This is a genomic window from Amycolatopsis sp. TNS106 (genome assembly GCF_019330265.1).
GTDB classification, from domain to species: domain Bacteria; phylum Actinomycetota; class Actinomycetes; order Mycobacteriales; family Pseudonocardiaceae; genus Amycolatopsis; species Amycolatopsis lurida.
The window spans coordinates 3863883-3883324 of record NZ_CP024972.1; the positions used below are offsets into that span (position 1 = coordinate 3863883).

General features: G+C 71.3%; 18 protein-coding genes. 7 read left to right on the top strand and 11 right to left on the bottom strand.

Annotated elements, in window-relative coordinates:
• Positions 1-5: 5 nt before the first annotated feature.
• Together CVV72_RS17240 and CVV72_RS17245 are read left to right on the top strand one after the other, a co-directional pair.
• Positions 6-1079 carry an acyl-CoA dehydrogenase family protein gene (locus CVV72_RS17240; protein ID WP_219153347.1) on the top strand — a complete coding sequence of 358 codons (1074 nt, stop codon included), beginning with the start codon at positions 6-8 and terminating at the stop codon, positions 1077-1079.
• Complete coding sequence (locus CVV72_RS17245) at positions 1076-2587, top strand: long-chain-fatty-acid--CoA ligase (RefSeq protein ID WP_219153348.1); 1512 nt, start codon at positions 1076-1078, stop codon at positions 2585-2587. The genes CVV72_RS17240 and CVV72_RS17245 overlap by 4 nt, the downstream gene beginning before the upstream one ends.
• A 160-nt stretch (positions 2588-2747) precedes the next feature.
• Here CVV72_RS17245 and CVV72_RS17250 read toward each other — a convergent pair whose 3' ends face one another.
• From CVV72_RS17250 to CVV72_RS17275, 6 genes are all read right to left on the bottom strand, one after another.
• Positions 2748-3293 carry a helix-turn-helix transcriptional regulator gene (locus tag CVV72_RS17250; protein ID WP_158005430.1) on the bottom strand — a complete coding sequence of 182 codons (546 nt, stop codon included), beginning with the start codon at positions 3291-3293 and terminating at the stop codon, positions 2748-2750.
• Between the two features lie 237 nt (positions 3294-3530).
• Positions 3531-5297: an ABC transporter ATP-binding protein gene (locus CVV72_RS17255; protein ID WP_219153349.1), complete on the bottom strand. Its 1767-nt coding sequence runs from the start codon at positions 5295-5297 to the stop codon at positions 3531-3533.
• Entirely contained in the window at positions 5294-5725 is a 432-nt protein-coding gene (locus tag CVV72_RS17260; RefSeq protein WP_219153350.1) for a lasso peptide biosynthesis B2 protein, read from the bottom strand. Before CVV72_RS17260 ends, CVV72_RS17255 begins: the two co-directional genes overlap by 4 nt.
• Complete coding sequence (locus CVV72_RS17265) at positions 5722-5979, bottom strand: lasso peptide biosynthesis PqqD family chaperone (protein ID WP_219153351.1); 258 nt, start codon at positions 5977-5979, stop codon at positions 5722-5724. The genes CVV72_RS17260 and CVV72_RS17265 overlap by 4 nt, the downstream gene beginning before the upstream one ends.
• Positions 5976-7820, bottom strand: a complete 1845-nt coding sequence (locus CVV72_RS17270; RefSeq protein WP_219153352.1) for a lasso peptide isopeptide bond-forming cyclase — start codon at positions 7818-7820, stop codon at positions 5976-5978. The genes CVV72_RS17265 and CVV72_RS17270 overlap by 4 nt, the downstream gene beginning before the upstream one ends.
• Before the next feature lie 21 nt (positions 7821-7841).
• Entirely contained in the window at positions 7842-7949 is a 108-nt protein-coding gene (locus CVV72_RS17275) for a keywimysin-related RiPP (protein WP_103746198.1), read from the bottom strand.
• Between the two features lie 222 nt (positions 7950-8171).
• Here CVV72_RS17275 and CVV72_RS17280 point away from each other — a divergent pair, with 222 nt between their 5' ends.
• Positions 8172-9269 (top strand): alpha/beta hydrolase, encoded by a 1098-nt coding sequence (locus CVV72_RS17280; RefSeq protein WP_219153353.1) that lies wholly within the window; start codon positions 8172-8174, stop codon positions 9267-9269.
• Here the strand turns inward: CVV72_RS17280 and CVV72_RS17285 are convergent.
• Complete coding sequence (locus CVV72_RS17285) at positions 9221-9826, bottom strand: TetR/AcrR family transcriptional regulator (protein WP_219153354.1); 606 nt, start codon at positions 9824-9826, stop codon at positions 9221-9223. The genes CVV72_RS17280 and CVV72_RS17285 overlap by 49 nt on opposite strands.
• 63 nt (positions 9827-9889) lie before the next feature.
• Here CVV72_RS17285 and CVV72_RS17290 point away from each other — a divergent pair, with 63 nt between their 5' ends.
• Positions 9890-10315 carry an SgcJ/EcaC family oxidoreductase gene (locus tag CVV72_RS17290; protein ID WP_219153355.1) on the top strand — a complete coding sequence of 142 codons (426 nt, stop codon included), beginning with the start codon at positions 9890-9892 and terminating at the stop codon, positions 10313-10315.
• A gap of 6 nt (positions 10316-10321) precedes the next feature.
• On the opposite strand, the gene CVV72_RS17295 is transcribed toward CVV72_RS17290, so the two are convergent.
• The 3 genes from CVV72_RS17295 to CVV72_RS17305 all read right to left on the bottom strand — a co-directional run bounded on the left by CVV72_RS17295 (position 10322) and on the right by CVV72_RS17305 (position 15191).
• A complete protein-coding gene (locus CVV72_RS17295; protein ID WP_219153356.1) occupies positions 10322-13015 on the bottom strand; it encodes a bifunctional GNAT family N-acetyltransferase/acetate--CoA ligase family protein in 2694 nt (897 codons plus the stop codon).
• A gap of 1 nt (position 13016) precedes the next feature.
• Positions 13017-14189, bottom strand: a complete 1173-nt coding sequence (locus tag CVV72_RS17300) for an acetoin utilization protein AcuC (RefSeq protein WP_219153357.1) — start codon at positions 14187-14189, stop codon at positions 13017-13019.
• Between the two features lie 153 nt (positions 14190-14342).
• Positions 14343-15191: a sulfurtransferase gene (locus tag CVV72_RS17305; RefSeq protein WP_219153358.1), complete on the bottom strand. Its 849-nt coding sequence runs from the start codon at positions 15189-15191 to the stop codon at positions 14343-14345.
• A 108-nt stretch (positions 15192-15299) separates the two neighbouring features.
• Between CVV72_RS17305 and CVV72_RS17310 the strand changes: the two genes are divergently transcribed.
• The 3 genes from CVV72_RS17310 (at position 15300) to galE (ending at position 18337) form a co-directional block, all read left to right on the top strand.
• On the top strand, positions 15300-16019 hold the full coding sequence (locus CVV72_RS17310; protein WP_091597341.1) for a metal-dependent transcriptional regulator: 720 nt from the start codon (positions 15300-15302) through the stop codon (positions 16017-16019).
• Positions 16016-17197, top strand: coding sequence for a galactokinase (galK, locus tag CVV72_RS17315; protein ID WP_219153359.1), 1182 nt, complete (start codon positions 16016-16018; stop codon positions 17195-17197). Before CVV72_RS17310 ends, galK begins: the two co-directional genes overlap by 4 nt.
• A 186-nt stretch (positions 17198-17383) precedes the next feature.
• The gene (gene galE, locus CVV72_RS17320; protein ID WP_370641962.1) at positions 17384-18337 is read left to right on the top strand and encodes a UDP-glucose 4-epimerase GalE; all 954 of its coding nucleotides are present in this window, start codon (positions 17384-17386) and stop codon (positions 18335-18337) included.
• Here galE and CVV72_RS17325 read toward each other — a convergent pair.
• A complete protein-coding gene (locus CVV72_RS17325; protein ID WP_219153361.1) occupies positions 18312-19376 on the bottom strand; it encodes a DUF4192 domain-containing protein in 1065 nt (354 codons plus the stop codon). The genes galE and CVV72_RS17325 overlap by 26 nt on opposite strands.
• Between the last annotated feature and the right edge of the window lie 66 nt (positions 19377-19442).

Below are 19442 nucleotides of genomic sequence, written 5' to 3' on the forward strand. Positions count from 1 at the left end.
CATCGATGGACTTCACGCTCACCGAAGCGCAGCAGGATCTCGCTTCGCTCACGCGCCGGATCCTGACGGACAAGGTCACCCCCGATGTGCTGGGGCCCCACGGTTCCGGCGGATTCGACGCTCCACTGTGGACCTCGCTGGCGCAGGCCGGGGTGCTCGACGCGGCGCTGCCGCAGTCGGTCGGCGGTGGCGGGTTCGGGCTGCTGGAGCAGTGTTCCGTACTGACCGAGATCGGCCGCGCGGTCGCGCCCGTGCCCTATCTGACGTCGGTCGTCCTCGGCGCCGCGGCGGTCGCGGAATTCGGCGACGGACGGCTCGCGGAGCACTGGGTCGTCCCCATCCTGCGCGGTGACCACGTCCTCGCGGTGGCGCTGCCGGACTACGGCGTGCCGTGCGGGTTCACCGCCGAGGCCGACGGCGACGGCTGGCGGCTGACCGGTGCGCAGACCGCGGTGCCGTCGGGCGCTTTCGCGCACGGATTCCTCGTCGAAGCCGCCATCGACGGCGGCCGTCAGGTGTTCCTGCTCGACCGGGACACCGTGACGGTCTCGCCACAGCGGACCGTCGACCACGCCGACGCGGCGCTCGTCGAACTGTCCGGCGCGAAGTCCGCCACGTCCCTGGGCGACATCGGCGAATGGCTGCGGCTGAGGGGCACGATCGGTGTCTGCGCGCAGCAGCTCGGCGTGGCCGAACGGGCGCTGGAGCTGACCGCGGCGTACGCGCGGGAGCGCGAGCAGTTCGGCAACCTCATCGGGAGCTTCCAGGCGGTGCGGCAGCGGCTCGCCGACGCCTACGTCGACGTCGAAGCCGTCCGGCTGACGCTCTGGCAGGCCGCCTGGCGGCTCAGCGAAGGGCTTCCGGCGGCCGAGGAGGTCGCGACGGCGAAGTTCTGGACAGCCGAGGCCGGGCACCGGGTCGCGCACACCGCCGTGCACGTCCACGGCGGGGTCGGCATCGACGTCGACCACACGCTGCATCGCTACTTCGTCGCGGCGAAACGGCTCGAGTTCACCTGGGGCGGGGCGACCGCGCAGCTGCGGGGACTCGGCGACCTGCTGGCCGCGGACCCGGCATGACCCCCACGGTCACGGAACTCCTGCTCGCGCGGGCGGAGGACCACTCGACCGGCCTGCTGTTCGAAGACCGGCGCTGGACCTGGGCCGAACACGTCCGCGCCTGCGCCGGGCACGCCGCCGCGCTCACCGGCATCCTGCGGCCCGGCGGGCACTTCGGGCTGCTGGCGGACAACGTCCCCGAGTTCTCGTTCCTGCTCGGCGGCGCGGCGCTGTCGGGACACGTGCTGGTCGGCCTGAACCCCACGCGCCGGGGCGCGGCGCTGGCCCGCGACGTCGCGCTGGCCGACTGCGAGCTGGTGTTCGCCGAGGACGAATACCTTCCGCTGCTGTCCGAGGCGGATGTCCCGGTGCTGCCGCTGAGCGAGTTGAAGCCGGCGCCGGAGGTTTCCGGCCCTGTGCCCGCGAAGCCGGATGACCTGCTCATGCTGATCTTCACCTCGGGCACCAGCGGCGACCCGAAGGCCGTCCGGTGCACGCACGGCAAGATCGCCTACCCCGGTGAGATGCTGGCCACCCGGTTCGGTCTGTCCACAGAGGACACCGTGTACGTGTCGATGCCGATGTTCCACTCCAACGCCATCATGGCCGGCTGGTCGGTCGGGCTCGCCGCGGGCGCGGGGATCGCGCTGCGGCGGCGGTTCTCGGCCTCCGGTTTCCTGCCGGACGTCCGGAGGTTCGGGGCGACGTACGCCAACTACGTCGGCAAGCCACTGTCCTATGTGCTCACCACTCCCGAGCGGGACGACGACGCGGACAACCCGCTGAAACTGGTCTACGGAAACGAAGGCGCGGAAGCAGACCTCGCCGCTTTCGGCAAGCGTTTCGGCTGCCACGTGGTCGACGCGTTCGGTTCGACCGAGGGCGGCGTGAACTTCGGCAGGGACGCCACCACCCCGGCCGGTTCGCTCGGCAGGCTGCTCGACGGCGTCGCCGTCCTCGACCCGGAGACCGGGAAGCCCTGTCCCCCGGCGAAGTTCGACGAAGACGGGAAGCTGCTCAACGCGGCCGAGGCGGTCGGCGAGCTGGTCAATACCGGTGGTCCCGGCTTCTTCGCAGGCTACTACGGCGATCCGGCGGCCGAGGCCGAGCGGATGCGCGACGGGATGTACCACACCGGCGACCTGGCCTACCTCGACGCGGACGGCTACTGCTACTTCGCCGGACGGCTCGGCGACTGGCTCCGCGTCGACGGCGAGAACCTCGGCACCGCCCCGATCGAACGCGCACTCCTCCGGCATCCCGCCGTCCGCGAGGCGGCCGTGTACGGGGTACCGGATCCGCGCGTGGGCGACCAGGTGATGGCCGCGCTGGCCTGCCGGTCACCGATCGACCCGGACGAGTTCGCCGCTTTCGTGGTGGCGCAAGGTGATCTGGGGCCGAAACAGTGGCCACGGTTCGTGCGGATGGTCGCGGACCTGCCGCGGACGGCGACGCACAAAGTGCTCAAGCGGGAGCTGGCGGCGGAGGGGACCTCGGGAGCCTGGGAGGTGCGGTACCGGACGTCGTGAGCTGCTGCGATCGACACGCTGCCGTGCCCATGAGCAGGTCTCGACGGCTCTATGCGCGGACCCGGCGGGAGGCGTGATGTCCTGGTATCCGTTTCTCGCATGGGTCCCCAAGCGGGGAGCCCGCCTGCGAAAAAGTGTCTCTTGTGGACGCGAGGCCGGGCTAGACGCGTTTGGTCACGCGGCCGAGACGGAAGCCCAAGGCCATCCGCGAAGTGGTGCCGAACCGATCGTGCAACTCGGACACGATCGTGCGCACGGTCCTGCTGCTCAGGCCGAGGCGGTTGGCGACCTGATGATCCGTGGCCCCCTCCACCAGCAGGTCCGCGACCTGCCGCTGCCGTCCCTTGAGACAGGCGCCCCGGCCGGGCCCGCCACCGAGCGGCCGCGACTCCGACCAGAGGACCCCGAAGAACTGGCCGCAGGGACCGACGAGCGGGGGACGCAGCACCAGCGCGCCCGCGTGCAGGCTCAGCTCGTCGAGCGGCACGACCGCGTACCGGGCGTCGAAGACCAGCATGTGCCGCAACACTCCGCCGTACACCCTGATTTCGGTCTGCCTGGCCTTTTCGTGGTGCCGCACCAGCTCACCGCCCGCCAGCCGCGAGTCGACCACCAGTCGCCTGCGGCCGGGGCTGAAGAGCATCGACTCCAGCAGCGCCGGGTCGCAGACGCCCGCCCGGCTGCCGTTGGAAAGAATTCCGGACACGAGTTTGGTGGTTTCACAAAAACGATCGATACGTCTGAGCGTATCGCACCGTCCCGACAGCACCTCCACGAATTCCATTCGCCGAGTCATGGGGCCATCGGCCAGTCGGTTGTAGATCATCTGAGCATCATCACCACCATCCGAATACCCCATCCGACATTCCCAGCGACCTATTCTCAAGAGCGCTCGGAGGATGCGACAGGGCCATCCGGGGGATGAGATGTCCACAATCGGGGATTATCCGGCGGAAGCCGCTTCGGCAGCCCGGCTTCCGGCGGACCGGTCCTCGGACAACTGATTCTCGACGAGCCGCCGGTACAGCGGGCAGGACACGGTGAGCTCGTCGTGCGTGCCGTCGCCGGCGATCCTGCCCTCGTCGAGCACCAGTATCCGGTCTGCCCGGCGGACGGTGGCCAGCCGGTGCGCGATGACCAGCAGCGCGCATTCACGTCCGGCCCGCTCCAGCGCCATAGTCAGCGCGAACTCGTTGATCCGGTCGAGATGCGCGCTCGGCTCATCGAGAAGCAGCAGGTCAGGCCGCGTGAGCAGGGCGCGGGCGATGGCGACCCGCTGCCGCTCACCACCGGAGAGCATGTTCCCGCGTTCACCGACCTGGGTGTCGAGCCCGTCGGGCAGGCCGGCGACGAGCCCGGCGAGGTTGACCGTTTCGAGCACCCGCGCGAGGTCCTCCGCATCGGCGTCCGGCGCCGCGTACACGAGATTTTCCCGCAGCGTGCCGTGCAGGATGGGCACGTTCTGGTCAACCAGTGCCAGCCGGGAACGGCAGTCGGAAAGTGACATTCCGTTCAGGTCGGCGCCATTCAGCAGTACCGTTCCGGAAAAGGGCTGATAAAAACGCTCGGCCAGTGAGAAAACTGTCGACTTTCCCGCTCCCGACTTTCCGACCAACGCCACGCTCGTCCGCGGTTCGACCCGGAACGAAACGCCGTCCAGCACCGTCCTTTTCCCGTAGGAGAATCGGACTTCGCGAAATTCCAGCACCGGCGCGGAGCGCACGGGGAGTATCGGCGAGCGGGGCGCCGTGTCGCTTTCGACGGGCAAGAGAGACGCTTCGTGCACCCGCTGCAGCGCGCCCATGCCGCGCTGGACGAGGCCGATTCCCTGGAGCAGGGAGATGAGCGGCACCACCAGGTAGGTCGCGTACAACAGGAACGCCACCAGTTCGCCCAGCGAGGTCGCGTTCGCCGCCACCCGCGCCCCGCCGACGAGCAGTACCAGCAGAAGCGAGCCGCGGATGGCCAGTTCGACGGCCGGGGTCATCACCGAGGTCAGCTTGGCCGCCTGCGCCCCGGCGGCGAAGGCCGACTCCGCCCGTTCGCCGATCCGCCGCTCCTCTCGCGGCTCCGCCCGGTTCGCGCGCACCATCCGGATCGCGCCCAGCGCGCGTTCGAGGTCCGCGGCCATCTCGCCGACGCCGCGTTGCGTGCGCTCGCCCGCCGCGCGGAGCCTGCCCAGCAACGCGGCCACCACGACGGCGGCGACCGACACGGTCGCTGCCACCAGGCCGAACAGCACCGGGTCGAGCAGCAGCATCAGCACCGCCGTGCCCAGTCCGGTCAACCCGCCCGCGACGAGCTGGACCGACGCGGTCGACACCACGTCGCGCAGCACGGTGGTGTCGACGCTGAGCCGGGAGAGCAGGTCGCCGAGCCGATGGTCCTCGTAGGCGGGCATCCGCAGCCGCAGCAGGCGCGCGATCAGCCGCTTGCGCACGCTGAGCACCACGCGTTCTCCCGACCGCTCCAGCATGAACAAGCCGAGCCCGTCCACGGCGGCCTGGACGAGGAAAAGCCCGGCTATGCCCGCGATGAACCACCAGGAGAGCGGCCGCGTGCCCACCGAGTCGATCCCGTGCCGGACCAGCAACGGCTGGAGCATCCCCAGCCCGGACGCCGCCACGGTGAGCACGATGGCCAGTGTCAGCACCCTCCGGTGGCCCGCGGTCAGCCGCAGCAGATCCCGGACGCCCGCCCGATCGCTCATCGGACCCGATCCGGCGGCCCGACCGCGACGAGCCTCGCGAAGTACCCGGCGGAGACCCCTTCGCCGACCGGCTGCCCGTCCACCTCGACCCAGGCGTGCGCGCCGAACGGCGGCCGCGCCCGGACGCCGACGCACCACGTCGGCCAGACACCACGCGACCTGCACAGCAGCGTGACCGCCAGCGATCTCGGCAGGCAGCCTTTCGGGCCGAGACAGGCCAGGCTGACCGCGAGCACCGCCTCCCTCGCGGCCTCCGCCTGCTCGCAGGTGGCGGGCCGCGCGCCGCGGCGGAGTACGCCGAAGACCACCCGGATCCGATGAGGCGGCAGCATCGCGATCAGCCTGGCCACGGCGACCGCCAGCCGCGCGGCGAGCCGCCGCGCGAACGGCAGTGACCGCGACCTGCTGAGCGCGCTCGGGGTGGTCACGACGTCACCAGGCCCGCCGCGCGCAGACCCTCCACCAGCGCGGTCACGTCCTGCTCGGCACGCTCACGCGAGACGTCGTATTCCTCGATGAGCGCGCCGGCCGCTTCTTCGCTGTCACCGCCTTCCAGCAGCGTCCGCACGACGATCCGGCCACTCGGGTTGAGCTGGAAATACCGGCCCTTGCGCTCGTCGAGCAGCACTGACCCATAGTCCGTATCCACAATGGACACGTTCGGACGGAACGCGAGGCTCATTTCTCCTCCAGAGAGAGCAAGGGCTTCGAGAGCGTGCGCAGCCATACCTCGCAGCCGATGGTCGGATACAGGATGCCGTCGCGAAGCTCCGGCGTTTCGGGGCGCGATGCCAAGGCGCCCAAGCGATTACGGTCGACGAGGCCGAACTCGGCCAGCCGCGAGTCCGCCCACAGCTCACGCAGGTCGCCCCGGCTGGCCCGCAGGCCCGCCGCGGCGTCCATCGACGCCTGCGCCTTGCTGGTGCGGGCCAGGCATTCGCCGGGAACCACGCCGCGCATGGCTTCGGTGAGCACCGGTTTGTACGCCCACGGCGTCACCCGGTCGTCCGGCCTGATCGACAGGCAGGCCTCGATCACCCGGTCGTCGAAGAAGGGCGACTGGATCGGCAGCCCGGCCCGCGCGCTCATCTGCTCCCATTGCCGGATGATCCGCGTGCAGGACAGGATCTGCTCCAGGTCCGCGTGCTCGCCCCTGGTCCTGCCGAGCGGCTCCGCGGCGAGCGCCGCGTCGCGGATCTCCGCGCTCGCCAGCTCTTTCGCCTCCGGCGTCGCCCAGTCGAACAAGCGGGGCGGAGTGCTCCAGCCCAGCGCCGCGGTCACCGGTGCGGTCTTCGCCGCGCGGACGTCGGCCGCGGCGTCCGAGAGCCACCGGCGGTACGAACGGGAATCCGCGAGCGCGCGGACCATGCCACCGAGCGGCCAGGTGAACAGCGCGCGGAACCCCCGCAGCGCGCCCAGTGCGAACAACGGGCGTCGCCGCAGAATCGTGTGATAGTGCGCTTCCGAGCACCAAGCGACGTGATCGCCGCCGATGCCGGTCAGCCGGACCCGGCTGCCCTTGGCCGCCAGCGGTCCCAGATCGCTGAGCAGCCTGGCCCTGTCCATCATCCCGATGGTCGGTTCGTCGAGCGGATCGTCGATTTCGAGCAGGCCCGCATAGACCAGCGGAGACGCGGCGACGTCCCACACCACATGCTCGACCTCGGGCAGATGTGCCGCCGCGCGCGCCGCCCAGGCGAGGTCGTCGTCGGCCGGGTCGAGGCCCGGCCAGGTGCTCGCCACGATCTTCGCGTCGCCACGTGCGGCGAGGAAGGTCACCGAGGTCGAGTCCAGGCCACCGGAAAGGTCGCAGGCGACCACGCCGCCGGCGGCCGTGCGCGCGTCCACCGCGGCGGTGAGCGCTTCCCGCACCAGCGGCGCGCCTTCCGCGAGCGAGCGTTCCGGGCGCGGCGGATCCCACCACCGCACCGTGCGGGCGGCGACGCCGTCCGGCGCGAGCATCAGCGCGCTGCCCGGCTCCACCCCGTGCACCCCACGCCACATCGGCTTGTGCAGCAACGGATGCGGGACCGGGAACAGCAGCCGGACCGCGAGCATCCGCTCGTCGATGTCCGCGCCTGCCGCGTGAGCGAGGATGTCCGCGCGGTCGGCCGCGACCACCACGCCGCCGATCCTGGTGTGGTGGACCAGCCGCAGCCCGGACGCGGTGCCCTGCACCCGGCAGTGCCCGTCCACCGAGGCCACCAGGTGGAAACTGCCCGGCAGTTTCGTTGCCAGCGCGTCGAGTCCGCCGGGATCGCGCAGCCGCGCGGCCGCGGCGGTCAGTTCCTTCTCGGTGACCGGGCACCAGCCGATCACCGCCAGCCTGGTCCGCCCCGCCGATGCCACGACGATCCCGTCATCCGGCCACCGGCCGGTCAGCCACGGCCGCCCCGACGCGTGGGCGAGCGTCCGGGACCCAGGTGCGTGCAACCGCGGGGCCACGGCGAGAGTGGCTTCGTGGTCGGGAAAGACCGCGAAGTACTCCTCGCCGTGACCCAGCGTGTCAGTGACTTGACGCATCGACGCAGACGGTCAGCGCGTTCAGTTCTTGCTGAAGATCAGCCGGTCGTTGCCGTGCCTGGCGAGCAGGCCGGTGACCTCTTCGAACTCGCCGGCGTCGATCAACATGGGGGTCTCGTATTCCTTCATGGCACTCACCTTTCGTCGGATTTCCTTCGGTCCGGGCGTGCACGCGCCATCACCGAACGTAACAAGGGGTTCGCCCGTTCCCCAGCGAACGGAGCTTCCGGAACCGGCAATTGCCACAAGCGGCACTCGAGCTGCGAACGAGAGCCCCGGGACCGATCCCAGGGTCGCCACCGGTGATCTTCCCGATGTCCCGGGCCCGGCCCGCTCCCTACGTTCGGTGCCATGAAACGAACCACGCGCCGGATCGGCGTACTCGCCACCGCGCTCGCCCTGCCCGCCGTCCTCCTCGCGCCGTCCGCGTCGGCGGCGCCCGTCCGGCTGAGCCTTCCCGTGCCGACCGGCCCTCACGCGGTCGGCGTCACCGACCTCCACCTGATCGACCACTCCCGCCAGGATCCGTGGATTCCCGGCGCGGCAAGGGAATTGATGGTCACCGTGCGGTACCCGGCACTGCCGAGCGGAAAGCCGAAAGCGCCGTACATGGCGCCGGGCGTGGCGAAGGTGGTGGCCGAGGGCGACGCCGTCAAGCTGGGCATGGCGGTGGATCGGCTCGACTACCGCTTCCCCACGCACTCCCGGATCGGCGCGCCCGCGATCGGCGGCGAGCGGCCTGTCGTGCTGTATTCGCCCGGCGGCACCTTGTCACGGTCGCACGGCACCACCCATCAGGAACAACTGGCGAGCGAGGGCTACGTCGTCGTGGCCATCGACCACACCCACGAAGCGGAAGCGGTGGAGTTCCCCGGCGGCCGAGTCGCGAAGAAGGCCTTGCCGCCGTCGAGTATCGAGGTGTCGAAGCGCGTGATCGACACTCGCGTCCGTGACACGCGTTTCGTCCTCGACTCGCTCGGGCTGAGCCAGGCCGGCATGTTCGGCCACTCCGCCGGCGGGTTCACGGCGGGCGAGACGATGGTGACCGATCGGCGTGTCGTCGCCGGGGCGAACCTGGACGGCAGCATGGCCCACTCGCAATCGCAGCGGATCTTCGGCCGTGTCGCCGACGAGGGACTGGACCGGCCGTTCCTGCTGATGAGCGCCGGTGACCACAGCGCCGCGTCGGACGCGTCCTGGCAGGAGTTCCTGAGCAACCAGCGCGGCTGGACCCGCGAAACGCGCCTGCCGGACGGCGAGCATTTCAGCTTCACGGACTATCAGACCCTGTTGCCCCAGCTGGGCAACGCGCCCGCCGCGTTCGTCGGCACGATCGACCCGGCACGGAGTGTCGCCGCACAGCGCGCGCACCTCTCGACGTTCTTCGGCAAGACACTGCGTCACCGAAGCAGTGACGTGACCAAGGTGTCCTTGAGCCAGGCCTCGTAGTCGTCATGACTCCACCCGGCCCCGGCGACGAGGCTGGTGTGGACGTCGGCGCTCATCAGGGCCACGGCGATGTCCGCGGCCCTGGGCACCACGGCGCGCCCGCTCTCGCGGACACGGCCGACGACCATCTCGACGCCGAGCCGGTTGCGCCGGGCACCTTCCGCCTGGGTCGCGGCGATGTCCGGATCGACGGCGGCACCGGAGCTCAGCATCGTGACGATGTCGCCACAGCGCTCCCGGACCTGGCGGGCGACCGTGGCCAGCAGGCCGAGCAAGGCGACCGGATCCCCGGTCCGCTGCGCCTCGGCGACGAGGTCGGGGATCCCGGCCTCGTCGTCGAGGAGGTCGACGAGACCGCCGAGGACACCGGCCTTCGAACCGAAGTGGGCGTAGATGGTCTGCGGGGACACCCCCGCCTCCTGGGCGATGAGGCGGATCGGCGTCCGCGCGTAGCCGCGCTCGGCGAAGAGACCGCGGGCCGCCGTCAGGATCGTGCGCAGCGTCAGCGCCTCACGACGGTCGCGCAACCGGACGATGCCGGGAAGGTCCGCGGGCATGTATGCTCCTCGAAAGTTGGAACAGTGTTCTAAGTAATGGATCGTTGTTATAGGAGGATAGCGATGACCACCGAGGAGATCATCACCGCGCTGGAGCGCGCCTGGAACGCGGGCGACGGCGAAGCGTGGGCCGCGAACTTCGCCGAGGACGCGGATTTCGTCGACGTCGTCGGCCGGATCCAGCGCGGCCGCGCGACGATCGCGCGCGAGAGCCAGAACATCTTCGACACCATCTACCGGGGCAGCACGCTGCGGATCCGCCAGGTGTCGAGCCGTCCGCTCGGCGGCGGGTTCGATCTCGTGCACACCGCCACCACGCTGACCATCCCCGCCGGTCCCCTGGCCGGGGAAGCGCGGGCGGTGCAGACGAAACTGGTCCACGAGGGGCGGATCGTCGCGTTCCACAACACGATCCGGGGCGATATCGCGGCGTTCACCGGCCACGACGCGGACCTCGCGGCCCGCTCGCCCCAAGAGTGGGATTCCTGACCGGGCTCAAGCAGGCGCGTTGATCGGCCTCAGCCGCCGGGGCCCGGTGTCGGGCCGGGACGGCGGCGGGCCCAGCACGATCCGCGCGTTCGCGACGAAGGCGCCGTCCGGCGAGGCGAGGATCGGGTCGAGCGTCATCGAGCGGACCTCGGGGTTGTCCTCGGCGAGCGCCGCGACGCGCAGCACGATGTCCTGGAGCGCGGCCAGATCCGCCGGTTCGTCGCCGCGGTATCCGGTCAGCAGCGGTGAAGTCCTCGGTTCGCGCAGCAGCGTGGCGGCGTCGACGTCGGTGAGCGGGACCGCGCGGTAGGCCCGGTCCCCCAGCAGCGTGCTGACCAGCCCGGACAGCCCGAACGACACGAGCGTGCCGAACGACGGATCGTCCTGCAGCCCGACCACGCACGAAATTCCCTTGGGCGCCATCCGCTGGACGTAGACCTCGTCGTCCTGGGAGATCTCGCGCAGATCGGCGTACGCCCGGCGCACTCCGTCCACAGAGGACAGATCGAGCCGCACGCCCGCTAGGTCCGGCCTGCCGCGCAGCCGTTCGTCCACGGCCTTGAGGGTGACCGGGAACCCCAGCTCTTCGGCCGACTTCACCGCCTCGTCGGCGGACGAGGCGACCCGGAACGGGACCACGTCGATGCCGTAGCAGCCCAGGAGCCGGACCACGTCGTCGTCGGAGAGCAGCGTCGTCTTGCCGTCCTCGCCCGCCAGCAACTCCCTGACGATCACCTGCGCCTGCTCGGCGTGCAGGCCCGCGGGGCGCACCAGGTTGCCCTGCGGGCGCTGCCGCCAAGCGGCATAGCGCACGACCCGCGCGAGCGCGTTCACCGCCCGTTCGGGACTCGGGTACGACGGGACCGAACCCCGCGTCGGCACCCCGTCCTCGGACAGCACGGCCAGTTCGTCCGGCACCCCCTCCACGGCGAGGAAGGTCGACACGATCGGCTTGTTCTTGTCCATCTCGACGACGGCCTCCCGCAGCGCGCGGGCGTAGGCGGTGCCCGGGATCGCGAGCGGCGGCACGAAGACCACGACGAGCGCGTCGGTCTCCGGGGAGTTGAGTGCTTCGCGCACGGCGGCGGCGAATTCCTCCGGGCTCGCCTGCGGCCCGACGTCGACCGGGTCGGCGGTCAGCCGGAGGCCGTGCGCCCGCGCGGTGTCGGCGGCGAGCAGCCCGATGGCGCTCGAGTTGCCCACGATGGCGACCCGCGGCCCGGCGGGCAGCGGCTGGTGCGCGAAGACCAGCGCGGTGTCGAACAGCTGCGCGAGCGTGTCGACGCGGACGACACCCGCCTGCTCGAACAAGGCCTGGACACTGGACTCGTCGACCTCCGCCGACGTCGCGGCGAGCTGCGGGCGGACCGCGTGCCTGCCGGATTTCACCGCCACCACCGGCTTCGTCCGCGCCAGCCGCCGCGCGAGCCGCGCGAACTTGCGCGGATTGCCGAACGATTCCAGGTACAGCAGGACGAGGTCGGTCGCCGGATCGGTTTCCCAGTACTGGAGCAGGTCGTTGCCGGAGACGTCGGCGCGGTTACCCGCCGAGACGAACGTCGACAGCCCGAGACCGCGTGCCTCGGCGTCGGCGAGGATCGCGGTGCCCAGCGCGCCGGACTGGCAGAAGAACCCTGTGCGGCCGCGCGCCGGCAGGCGGGGCGCGAGGGTGGCGTTGAGCCGGACCGAGGCGTCGGTGTTGAGCACGCCCAGCGCGTTCGGGCCGACGACCCGCATACCGTGCGCCCTGGCCTCTCCGACCAGCCGCAGCTCGGCGTGCAGCCCGTGCGGCCCGGCCTCGGCGAAACCGCCGGAGACGATCAGCAGGGTCTTGACCCCCTTGGCCAGCGCTCCGTCCAAAACGGACTCGACGGCCTCGGCGGGCACGGCGACCAGCGCGAGATCGACGTCCTCGGGAATGTCCACGACGGACGGATAGGCGCGGACGCCGCGGACGGACTTGTGCTCGGGGTTGACCGGGTAGACGGTGCCGGCGAAATCGGCGCTGAGGAGGTTGGTGAGGGCGACGTAGCCGATCTTCGTCGGATCGGTGGACGCGCCGATCACCGCGACCGACTTCGGATGCAGCAGGTTGTGCACGCTGCGCGCCTCGGCGGCCTGCTCCCTTGATCGGGCGACCGCGAGCGACTCCTCGGTCGGATCGATGTCGAACTCCAGGTGCAGCACGCCTTCTTCGATTTCGCGGCTGACCTGGTAGCCCGCGTCACGGAACACCCGCACCATCGCGGCGTTCTCGGCGAGCACCTCGGCGACGAAACGGCGAAGCCCGCATTCCGAGGCGGCGGCGGCCAGATGCTCCAGCAGGATCGACCCGAGCCCGCGGCCCTGGTGGACGTCGTCGACGACGAACGCGACCTCCGCCGACGGCCCGTGTTCGAGCCGTTCGTACCGGCCGACCGCGACGATGTCGTCGCCCAGCAGCGCGACGAAGGCGACCCGGTCGTGGTGGTCGACGACCGAGAACCGTTCGAGGTCGCGCTGCGGGATCCGCGGATAGGCGCCGAAGTACCGGAAGTAGCGGGTGCGTTCGGACAGCCTGCCGTGGAAGGCGACGAGCCCGTCGGCGTCGCTGGGGATCACCGGGCGGAGGTGCACCGTGCCGCCGTCGGAGAGCAGGACGTCGGCCTCCCACTCGCGCGGGAAGTCGTACGGGTCGCGTTTGGTGTCCTCACTGGCCATGTCAGTCCCTCGGATCGTCCGGATCGAGGCCGTGCAGCGGGAAGATCGCGCGGCGGGTGTCACGGATGGCGATGTCGACCGGCTCGTCCTCTCCGTCTCCCCACGGGACGAACGCGGTCTCGCGCCCGTCGGACATGCCGGCCGGGATCTCGGCCTTCGGCGCCGCCCTGGAAATCGACGCGACCCAGTTCGGCGGCAGCGCCGTCGCCGGGTCGACGTCGCGGCCGAGCACGGTCGCGAGCAGGTGGGTCCAGGAGCGCGGCACCACCCGGATCAGCTGGTAGCCACCGCCGCCCACGGCGAGCCAGCGGCCACCGGCGTGCGCTTCGGACAGTTCGCGCAGCCGCCGGTAGATGGCGCGATGGCCGTCCACCGACAGCGAGAGATCCGCCAGCGGGTCTTCCTCGTGCGAGTCGACGCCGCACTGGGTGACGAGGATCTGCGGCCGGAACTGCTCCAGCAGCGACGGCACCACCGCCTCGAACGCGCGCAGCCAGCCGCCGTCGCGGGTGCCGGGCGGCAGCGGGAGATTGACCGCGGTGCCCTCGGCCCCGCCCTTGCCGATCTCCCCCGAGTAGCCCGTTCCCGGCCACAACGTGAACGGGTGCTGGTGCAGCGAGACGGTCAGCACCCGGGGGTCGTCGTAGAAGGCCGTCTGCACGCCGTCGCCGTGGTGCACGTCGGTGTCGACGTAGGCGATGCGGTCGAAACCGTGGTCCAGCAGCCACGAGATCGCCACCGAACAGTCGTTGTAGACACAGAAACCGGACGCCTTGCCCGGCATCGCGTGGTGCAGCCCGCCGGCGATGTTGACCGCCCGGGTCGCCTCGCCCTCCGCGATCTTCCGCGCGGCCAGCAGCGTCGAGCCCACGACCAGCGCGGAGGCCTCGTGCATCCCGGTGAACACGGGGTTGTCCTCGGTCCCGAGCCCGTGCGCGAAATCGGCACCGGTCATCGGCGCCTGCCGGACGGCCTCGATGTATTCGGCGAGGTGCACGCGGCGCAGCTCGTCTTCGCCCGCCGGGCCGGGGACGAGCAGGTCGACCCCGTCGAGCACGCCGAGCTCGGTGGCGAGCCGGATCGTCAGCTCGAGCCGCACCGGGTTGAACGGATGCTCGCCGCCGAGGTCGTAGCCCAGCAGCGAGGAGTCCCATACGACGGCCGGTGCTCGCATGGTCCGAACTCTAGTGCCCCGCGGCGGAAATACGGTGCTCATCCCGGTGGGTCCAGGTTTCCGCCGGCAACCGACGCGGCCGTCGGCAAGCGGGGCTGCCGGGATCCGCGCCGGATTTCCGACGCAGGCGACCTGTGCCCGGACGCCCGCGGGTCAGCCGGGCAGATCCCCGGTGGCCACCGGCCGCTCCGGATCACGCGACCAGTGCGACCACGAACCCGCGTACAACGCCGCGGGCTCCGGGTGACCGGCGACCTCGAGCGCGAGCACGACGGACGAGGCGGTGACGCCCGATCCACAGTAGACACCGACCGGCGTCCCCGGGGCCACGCCGAGACCTTCGAACCGTTCGGCCAGCTCCGAGGCGTCGCGCCAGCGCCCGTCCTCGCCGAGATGACCGGAGAAGGGCGCGTTGACCGCGCCGGGGATGTGCCCGGCGCGCGGGTCGATCGGCTCGGTCTCCCCCGCGTACCGCGGCCTCGCCCGCGCGTCGAAGAGCAAGCCGTCCCTGGCGAGCGCGGCCGCCTCGTCCGCGTCCAGCACCGGCATGCCGCCGGGCTTCACGACGATGTCCCCCTCCGCCGGCGAAGGGACCTCGTCGGTGACCGGGCGCTCCTCCTCGGCCCAGGCCGCGAACCCGCCGTCCAGCACGGCGACCTCGGTGTGCCCGGCCCAGCGCAGCAGCCACCACGCCCTGGCCGCGACCGAGCCGTCGGCGTCGTCGTAGACCACGACCGGGTGACCGGCGCGGACCCCGGCCGCCCGCAGATGCCGCTGCAGCGTCTCCGGTTCGGGAAGGGGATGACGGCCGCCGTCGCCTGGCTCCCCGGCGAGCGCGGTGTCGAGGTCGACGTACACCGCGCCGGGGAGATGTGCCTCACGGTAGGAATCGGCGCCCGGCGGGCCGGCGAGCCGCCAGCGGACGTCGAGCACTACGGAGCGTGCCGATTCCGGCCCGGATAGCCGCGCGGCGAGTTCGCTGGTGGTGATCATGGGGCGCATGGGTCCATCTTTCCGTGCGCCGGTGCTCCCTGCCCAGCTTGGGGGACTTTTCCCGGCTCGGTGCTTGTTCTCCCCACGCCTGCGTCGCTGTCAGTGCCAGCGACTACGATGAGCAACGCGGACGAAGGGGACAGCGTGAACGATCTCATCGACACCACAGAGATGTACTTGCGTACCATCTACGAGCTCGAAGAAGAAGGTGTCGTCCCGCTGCGGGCCCGGATCGCGGAGCGGCTGCAGCAGAGCGGCCCGACCGTGAGCCAGACCGTCGCCAGGATGGAGCGCGACGGACTGGTCGTGGTCGCGGACGACAGGCATCTGCAGCTGACCGAGCACGGGCGCGAACTCGCCATCGCGGTCATGCGCAAGCACCGGCTGGCCGAGCGCCTCCTGGTCGACGTCATCGGCCTGGAGTGGGAGCACGTCCACAACGAGGCCTGCCGCTGGGAACACGTGATGAGCGAGGCCGTCGAGCGCAAGCTGGTCAAGCTGCTCGACCACCCCACCACGTCGCCCTACGGCAACCCGATCCCGGGGCTCGACAAGCTCGGCGACGGCGATCCCGCTCCGCCCGCCGAAGCCGACCTCGTGCGGCTCGACGAGTTCGCCCGCATGGGTGGCGGCGAGGTCGAGATCCGCCGTATCGCCGAGCACGTGCAGCTGGACGAGACGCTGATGACGGAGCTCAAATCGGTCGGCATCGTGCCCGGCAACCGGGTCAAGGTCGGCAAGACGGCGCCCGGCGGCACCATCGAGGTCACCGGCGGGAGCAGTTCCGCGCAGGTGCCCGTGTCGGCGCTGCACGCCGTGCTGGCGCAGGCCAGGTGAGCGCCGCGTCCGACGCCGCGGAGACCTTCCTGGCCCTCCACGGCCGGGCTCCGTCCGGGGTCTGGTCCGCGCCGGGCCGGGTGAACCTGATCGGTGAGCACACCGACTACAACGACGGTTTCGTGCTGCCGTTCGCCCTTCCGCACCGGCTCGCCGCCGCGGCGACGCCGCGCGAGGACGGTGTGCTGACCGTGGCCACCCTCGGCTCGGACGGCAGGGTCCAGGAGTCCGGCCCGCTGGCCATCGCCGACCTGCGGCCCGGCTCGGTCGAGGGGTGGGCCGCGTACCCGGCGGGGGTCGCGTGGGTCCTGCGTGACCAGGGCCTCGGTGGCGGCGCGGACGTGACGATCGCGGGGAACGTGCCGTCGGGGGCGGGCTTGTCCTCTTCCCACGCGCTCGAATGCGCCGTCGCGCTCGCCCTGCTGGGGCTCGCGGAGATCACTCCGGGCACCGGCGGGGGTTCGCCGAGCCTGCACGAAGTGGCCCGGTGGGTGCAGCGTTCGGAGAACGACTTCGTCGGGGCACCGACCGGTCTGCTCGACCAGACCGCTTCCCTGTGCTGCACGGAATCGAACGTGCTGTTCCTCGACGTCCGCTCCGGCGAGATGGAACAGGTGCCGTTCCCGCTGGAGGAATCCGGCGTCCGGATCCTGATCGTGGACACCCGCACGAAGCATTCGCACGCCGAGGGCGGCTACGGCGAACGCCGCCGGGGCTGTGAGCGCGCGGCGGAACTGCTCGGAGTGAAGGCGCTGCGGGATATCGGCATCGACGGGCTGGACGCCGCGCTCGAGAGGCTGCCGGACGAACTCGTGCCGCTGGTGCGCCACGTGGTGACGGAGAACCAGCGCGTCCTCGACACCGTGGATCTGCTGCGGGCCGGCCGTATCGCCGAGATCGGCCCTCATCTGGACGCCTCGCATGCGAGCATGCGCGACGACTACCTGATCTCCACCCGTGAGCTCGACCTCGCCGTCGATTCGGCTCGCGAAGCCGGGGCGCTCGGCGCTCGGATGACCGGCGGCGGCTTCGGCGGTTCGGCGATCGCGCTGGTCCGCGAGTCCGATGTGGACACCGTCGGGCGAGCGGTGAAGGCCGCGTACGAAGCGGCGGATCTGCGCCACCCCAGGCTGTTCACCGCCGTGCCGTCGCGCGGCGCCGGCCGCGACCAGCTCTAGCCCAGGGCCGGCCCCGCGGCGTGATCCGCGTGTTTCAAGGCCGACCACGCCGGGGCCGGATTCCGTAGATCGCACCCGCACCCCCGGGCGCGGCCGGTGACCGGGAGCGAGGACACTGGGCCGCGACCGCATCCGCAGCAGAAAGGCGCGAACGTGACCGACGAACCGACCAAGACCCTGAAGCTGATGGTGACGGGCGGAGCCGGTTATGTGGGCAGCGTCTGCGCGGCCCGCCTCATCGAGGCCGGGCACGACGTCACCGTGGTCGACGACCTCTCCACCGGGCACGCCGACGCGGTGCACCCGGACGCCACCTTCGTCGAGGGTGACGCCGCCGAGGTCGCCCGGCGGCTGCTCGGCGACGGCTTCGACGGTGTCCTCCACTTCGCCGCCAAGTCGCTGGTCGGCGAATCGATGACGGATCCGGCGAAGTACTGGGAAGGCAACGTCCTGACCTCGCTCCGCCTGCTCGAGGCGATGCGCGATCACGGCACGAAGCGGCTGGTGTTCTCCTCCACCGCGGCCACCTACGGCGAGCCCGAGTCCTCCCCCATCCCGGAGACGGCGCCGACGCAGCCGACGAACACCTACGGCGCGACGAAGCTGGCCATCGACCACGCGATCACCTCGTTCTCGCGCGCCCATGGCATCGCCGCCGTCAGCCTGCGCTACTTCAACGTCGCCGGCGCCTACGGCTCCTTCGGCGAGCGGCACACCACCGAAACCCATCTGATCCCCCTCGTGCTCCAGGTCGCCACCGGGGACCGCGAGCGGATCCAGATCTTCGGTGACGACTACCCGACCGCGGACGGCACCGCCATCCGCGACTACATCCACGTGGTCGACCTCGCCGACGCGCACCAGCTGGCCCTGCGTCACGCGGCCGAAGGCGAACACCGCATCTACAACCTCGGCAGCGGCACCGGCTTCTCGGTGCTCGAGGTGATCGAGGCGTGCCGCCGCACCACCGGCCACGAGATCCCCGCCGCGGTCGCTCCGCGCCGGGCGGGTGACCCCTCGGTGCTGGTGGCCTCCAGCGAGCGGGCCGGTGACGAACTCGGCTGGAAGCCCGAACGCACCGACCTCGACGGCATCGTCGCCGACGCCTGGGCGTTCACCCGGTCCCGCCGGAACGCCTGAGGCCGATCTCGGCCGTTCCTTCGGCTCGCTGCCGGAGGACCACCCGAGCCACTTCGGACGGCTCCACCATCGTTTCCAGCGCCCCGGTCAGCAACTTCGCCAGCCCGTGTTCAGGGTCGGTTTCGCGGGCCCTGACCAGGGCGATCCCGGCGGTCGCCAGATCGCCTCGGGCGTAGGCGGCGTGTGCCTTCAGTGCCAGCGCCTCGGCGGCTTCGGGCGCCGGGAGTTCCCTGGCGAGCGTGAGCCAAAGCTCCTCCGCCGTGCGGGCGAGGGGTGAATCCGCGGGGGCGGCGGTGAGCATGCAGGCGCCCCGGACCTCCACCAGGGAAAGGGCCCAGGCCAGCCGGACGGCCTGGTCGTCGGTGATCGTCCGGTCGCCCGCGTCGGCGCGGGCGAGCGCGGCGTTCACCTCGGCGATGGCGGCCTGGACGAGATCTCCGCCTCGCCATGGCGGCTCGGCCATCCTGGTCAGGAGATCGGCACGGCGGGCGAGTGTCTCCGGCGCGACGGGGTCGAAGAGGCGCTCGACCTCTTCCCGGCTCGCGTGCGTGACCTGCCCGGCGCCGGTGACGACCGCGGCGGCCACCGAGTCGCGCGGGTCGGGCAGGAGCCCGCCACAGGTCCGTTCCCGGTAGCAGCCCCAGCGCACGTCGGCGGCGATACGCGGCGCCCACACCGAATGCTTCAGCGAGATGCCGTACTCGGTCAGCGATGTCTCCAGGCGCCGGATGAACCGGCGTCGCGGGGGCCTCCCCGCCTTGTTCGCGACACCACCGCCGACCACCGCCACGGTGGCACCGGTGTGGCCGGTCACGGCGAGCCGGACCGCCAGGTCACGCGCTTGGTCGAGTTCCAGGCCCGGCGGTGGCATGTCCACGCGCATGACGAGGCCCTGCTGCTTGCGTCCCGGGCCACGCAGGCCGAAGACGACGACGGAGTCCTCGGGATGGAAGCCGAGGAGGTACGGGATCGCGGCGAGCAGGTCCGCCGGATCCGTCAGATCGACCTTGGTCCTGCCGGTCGGAGTGGATGTGGTCATGCCCCCACCCTGCGGCGGGAATGGGGCCGCCGGGTGGGGGCACGACAGATCTGTGGACAGCCGGGA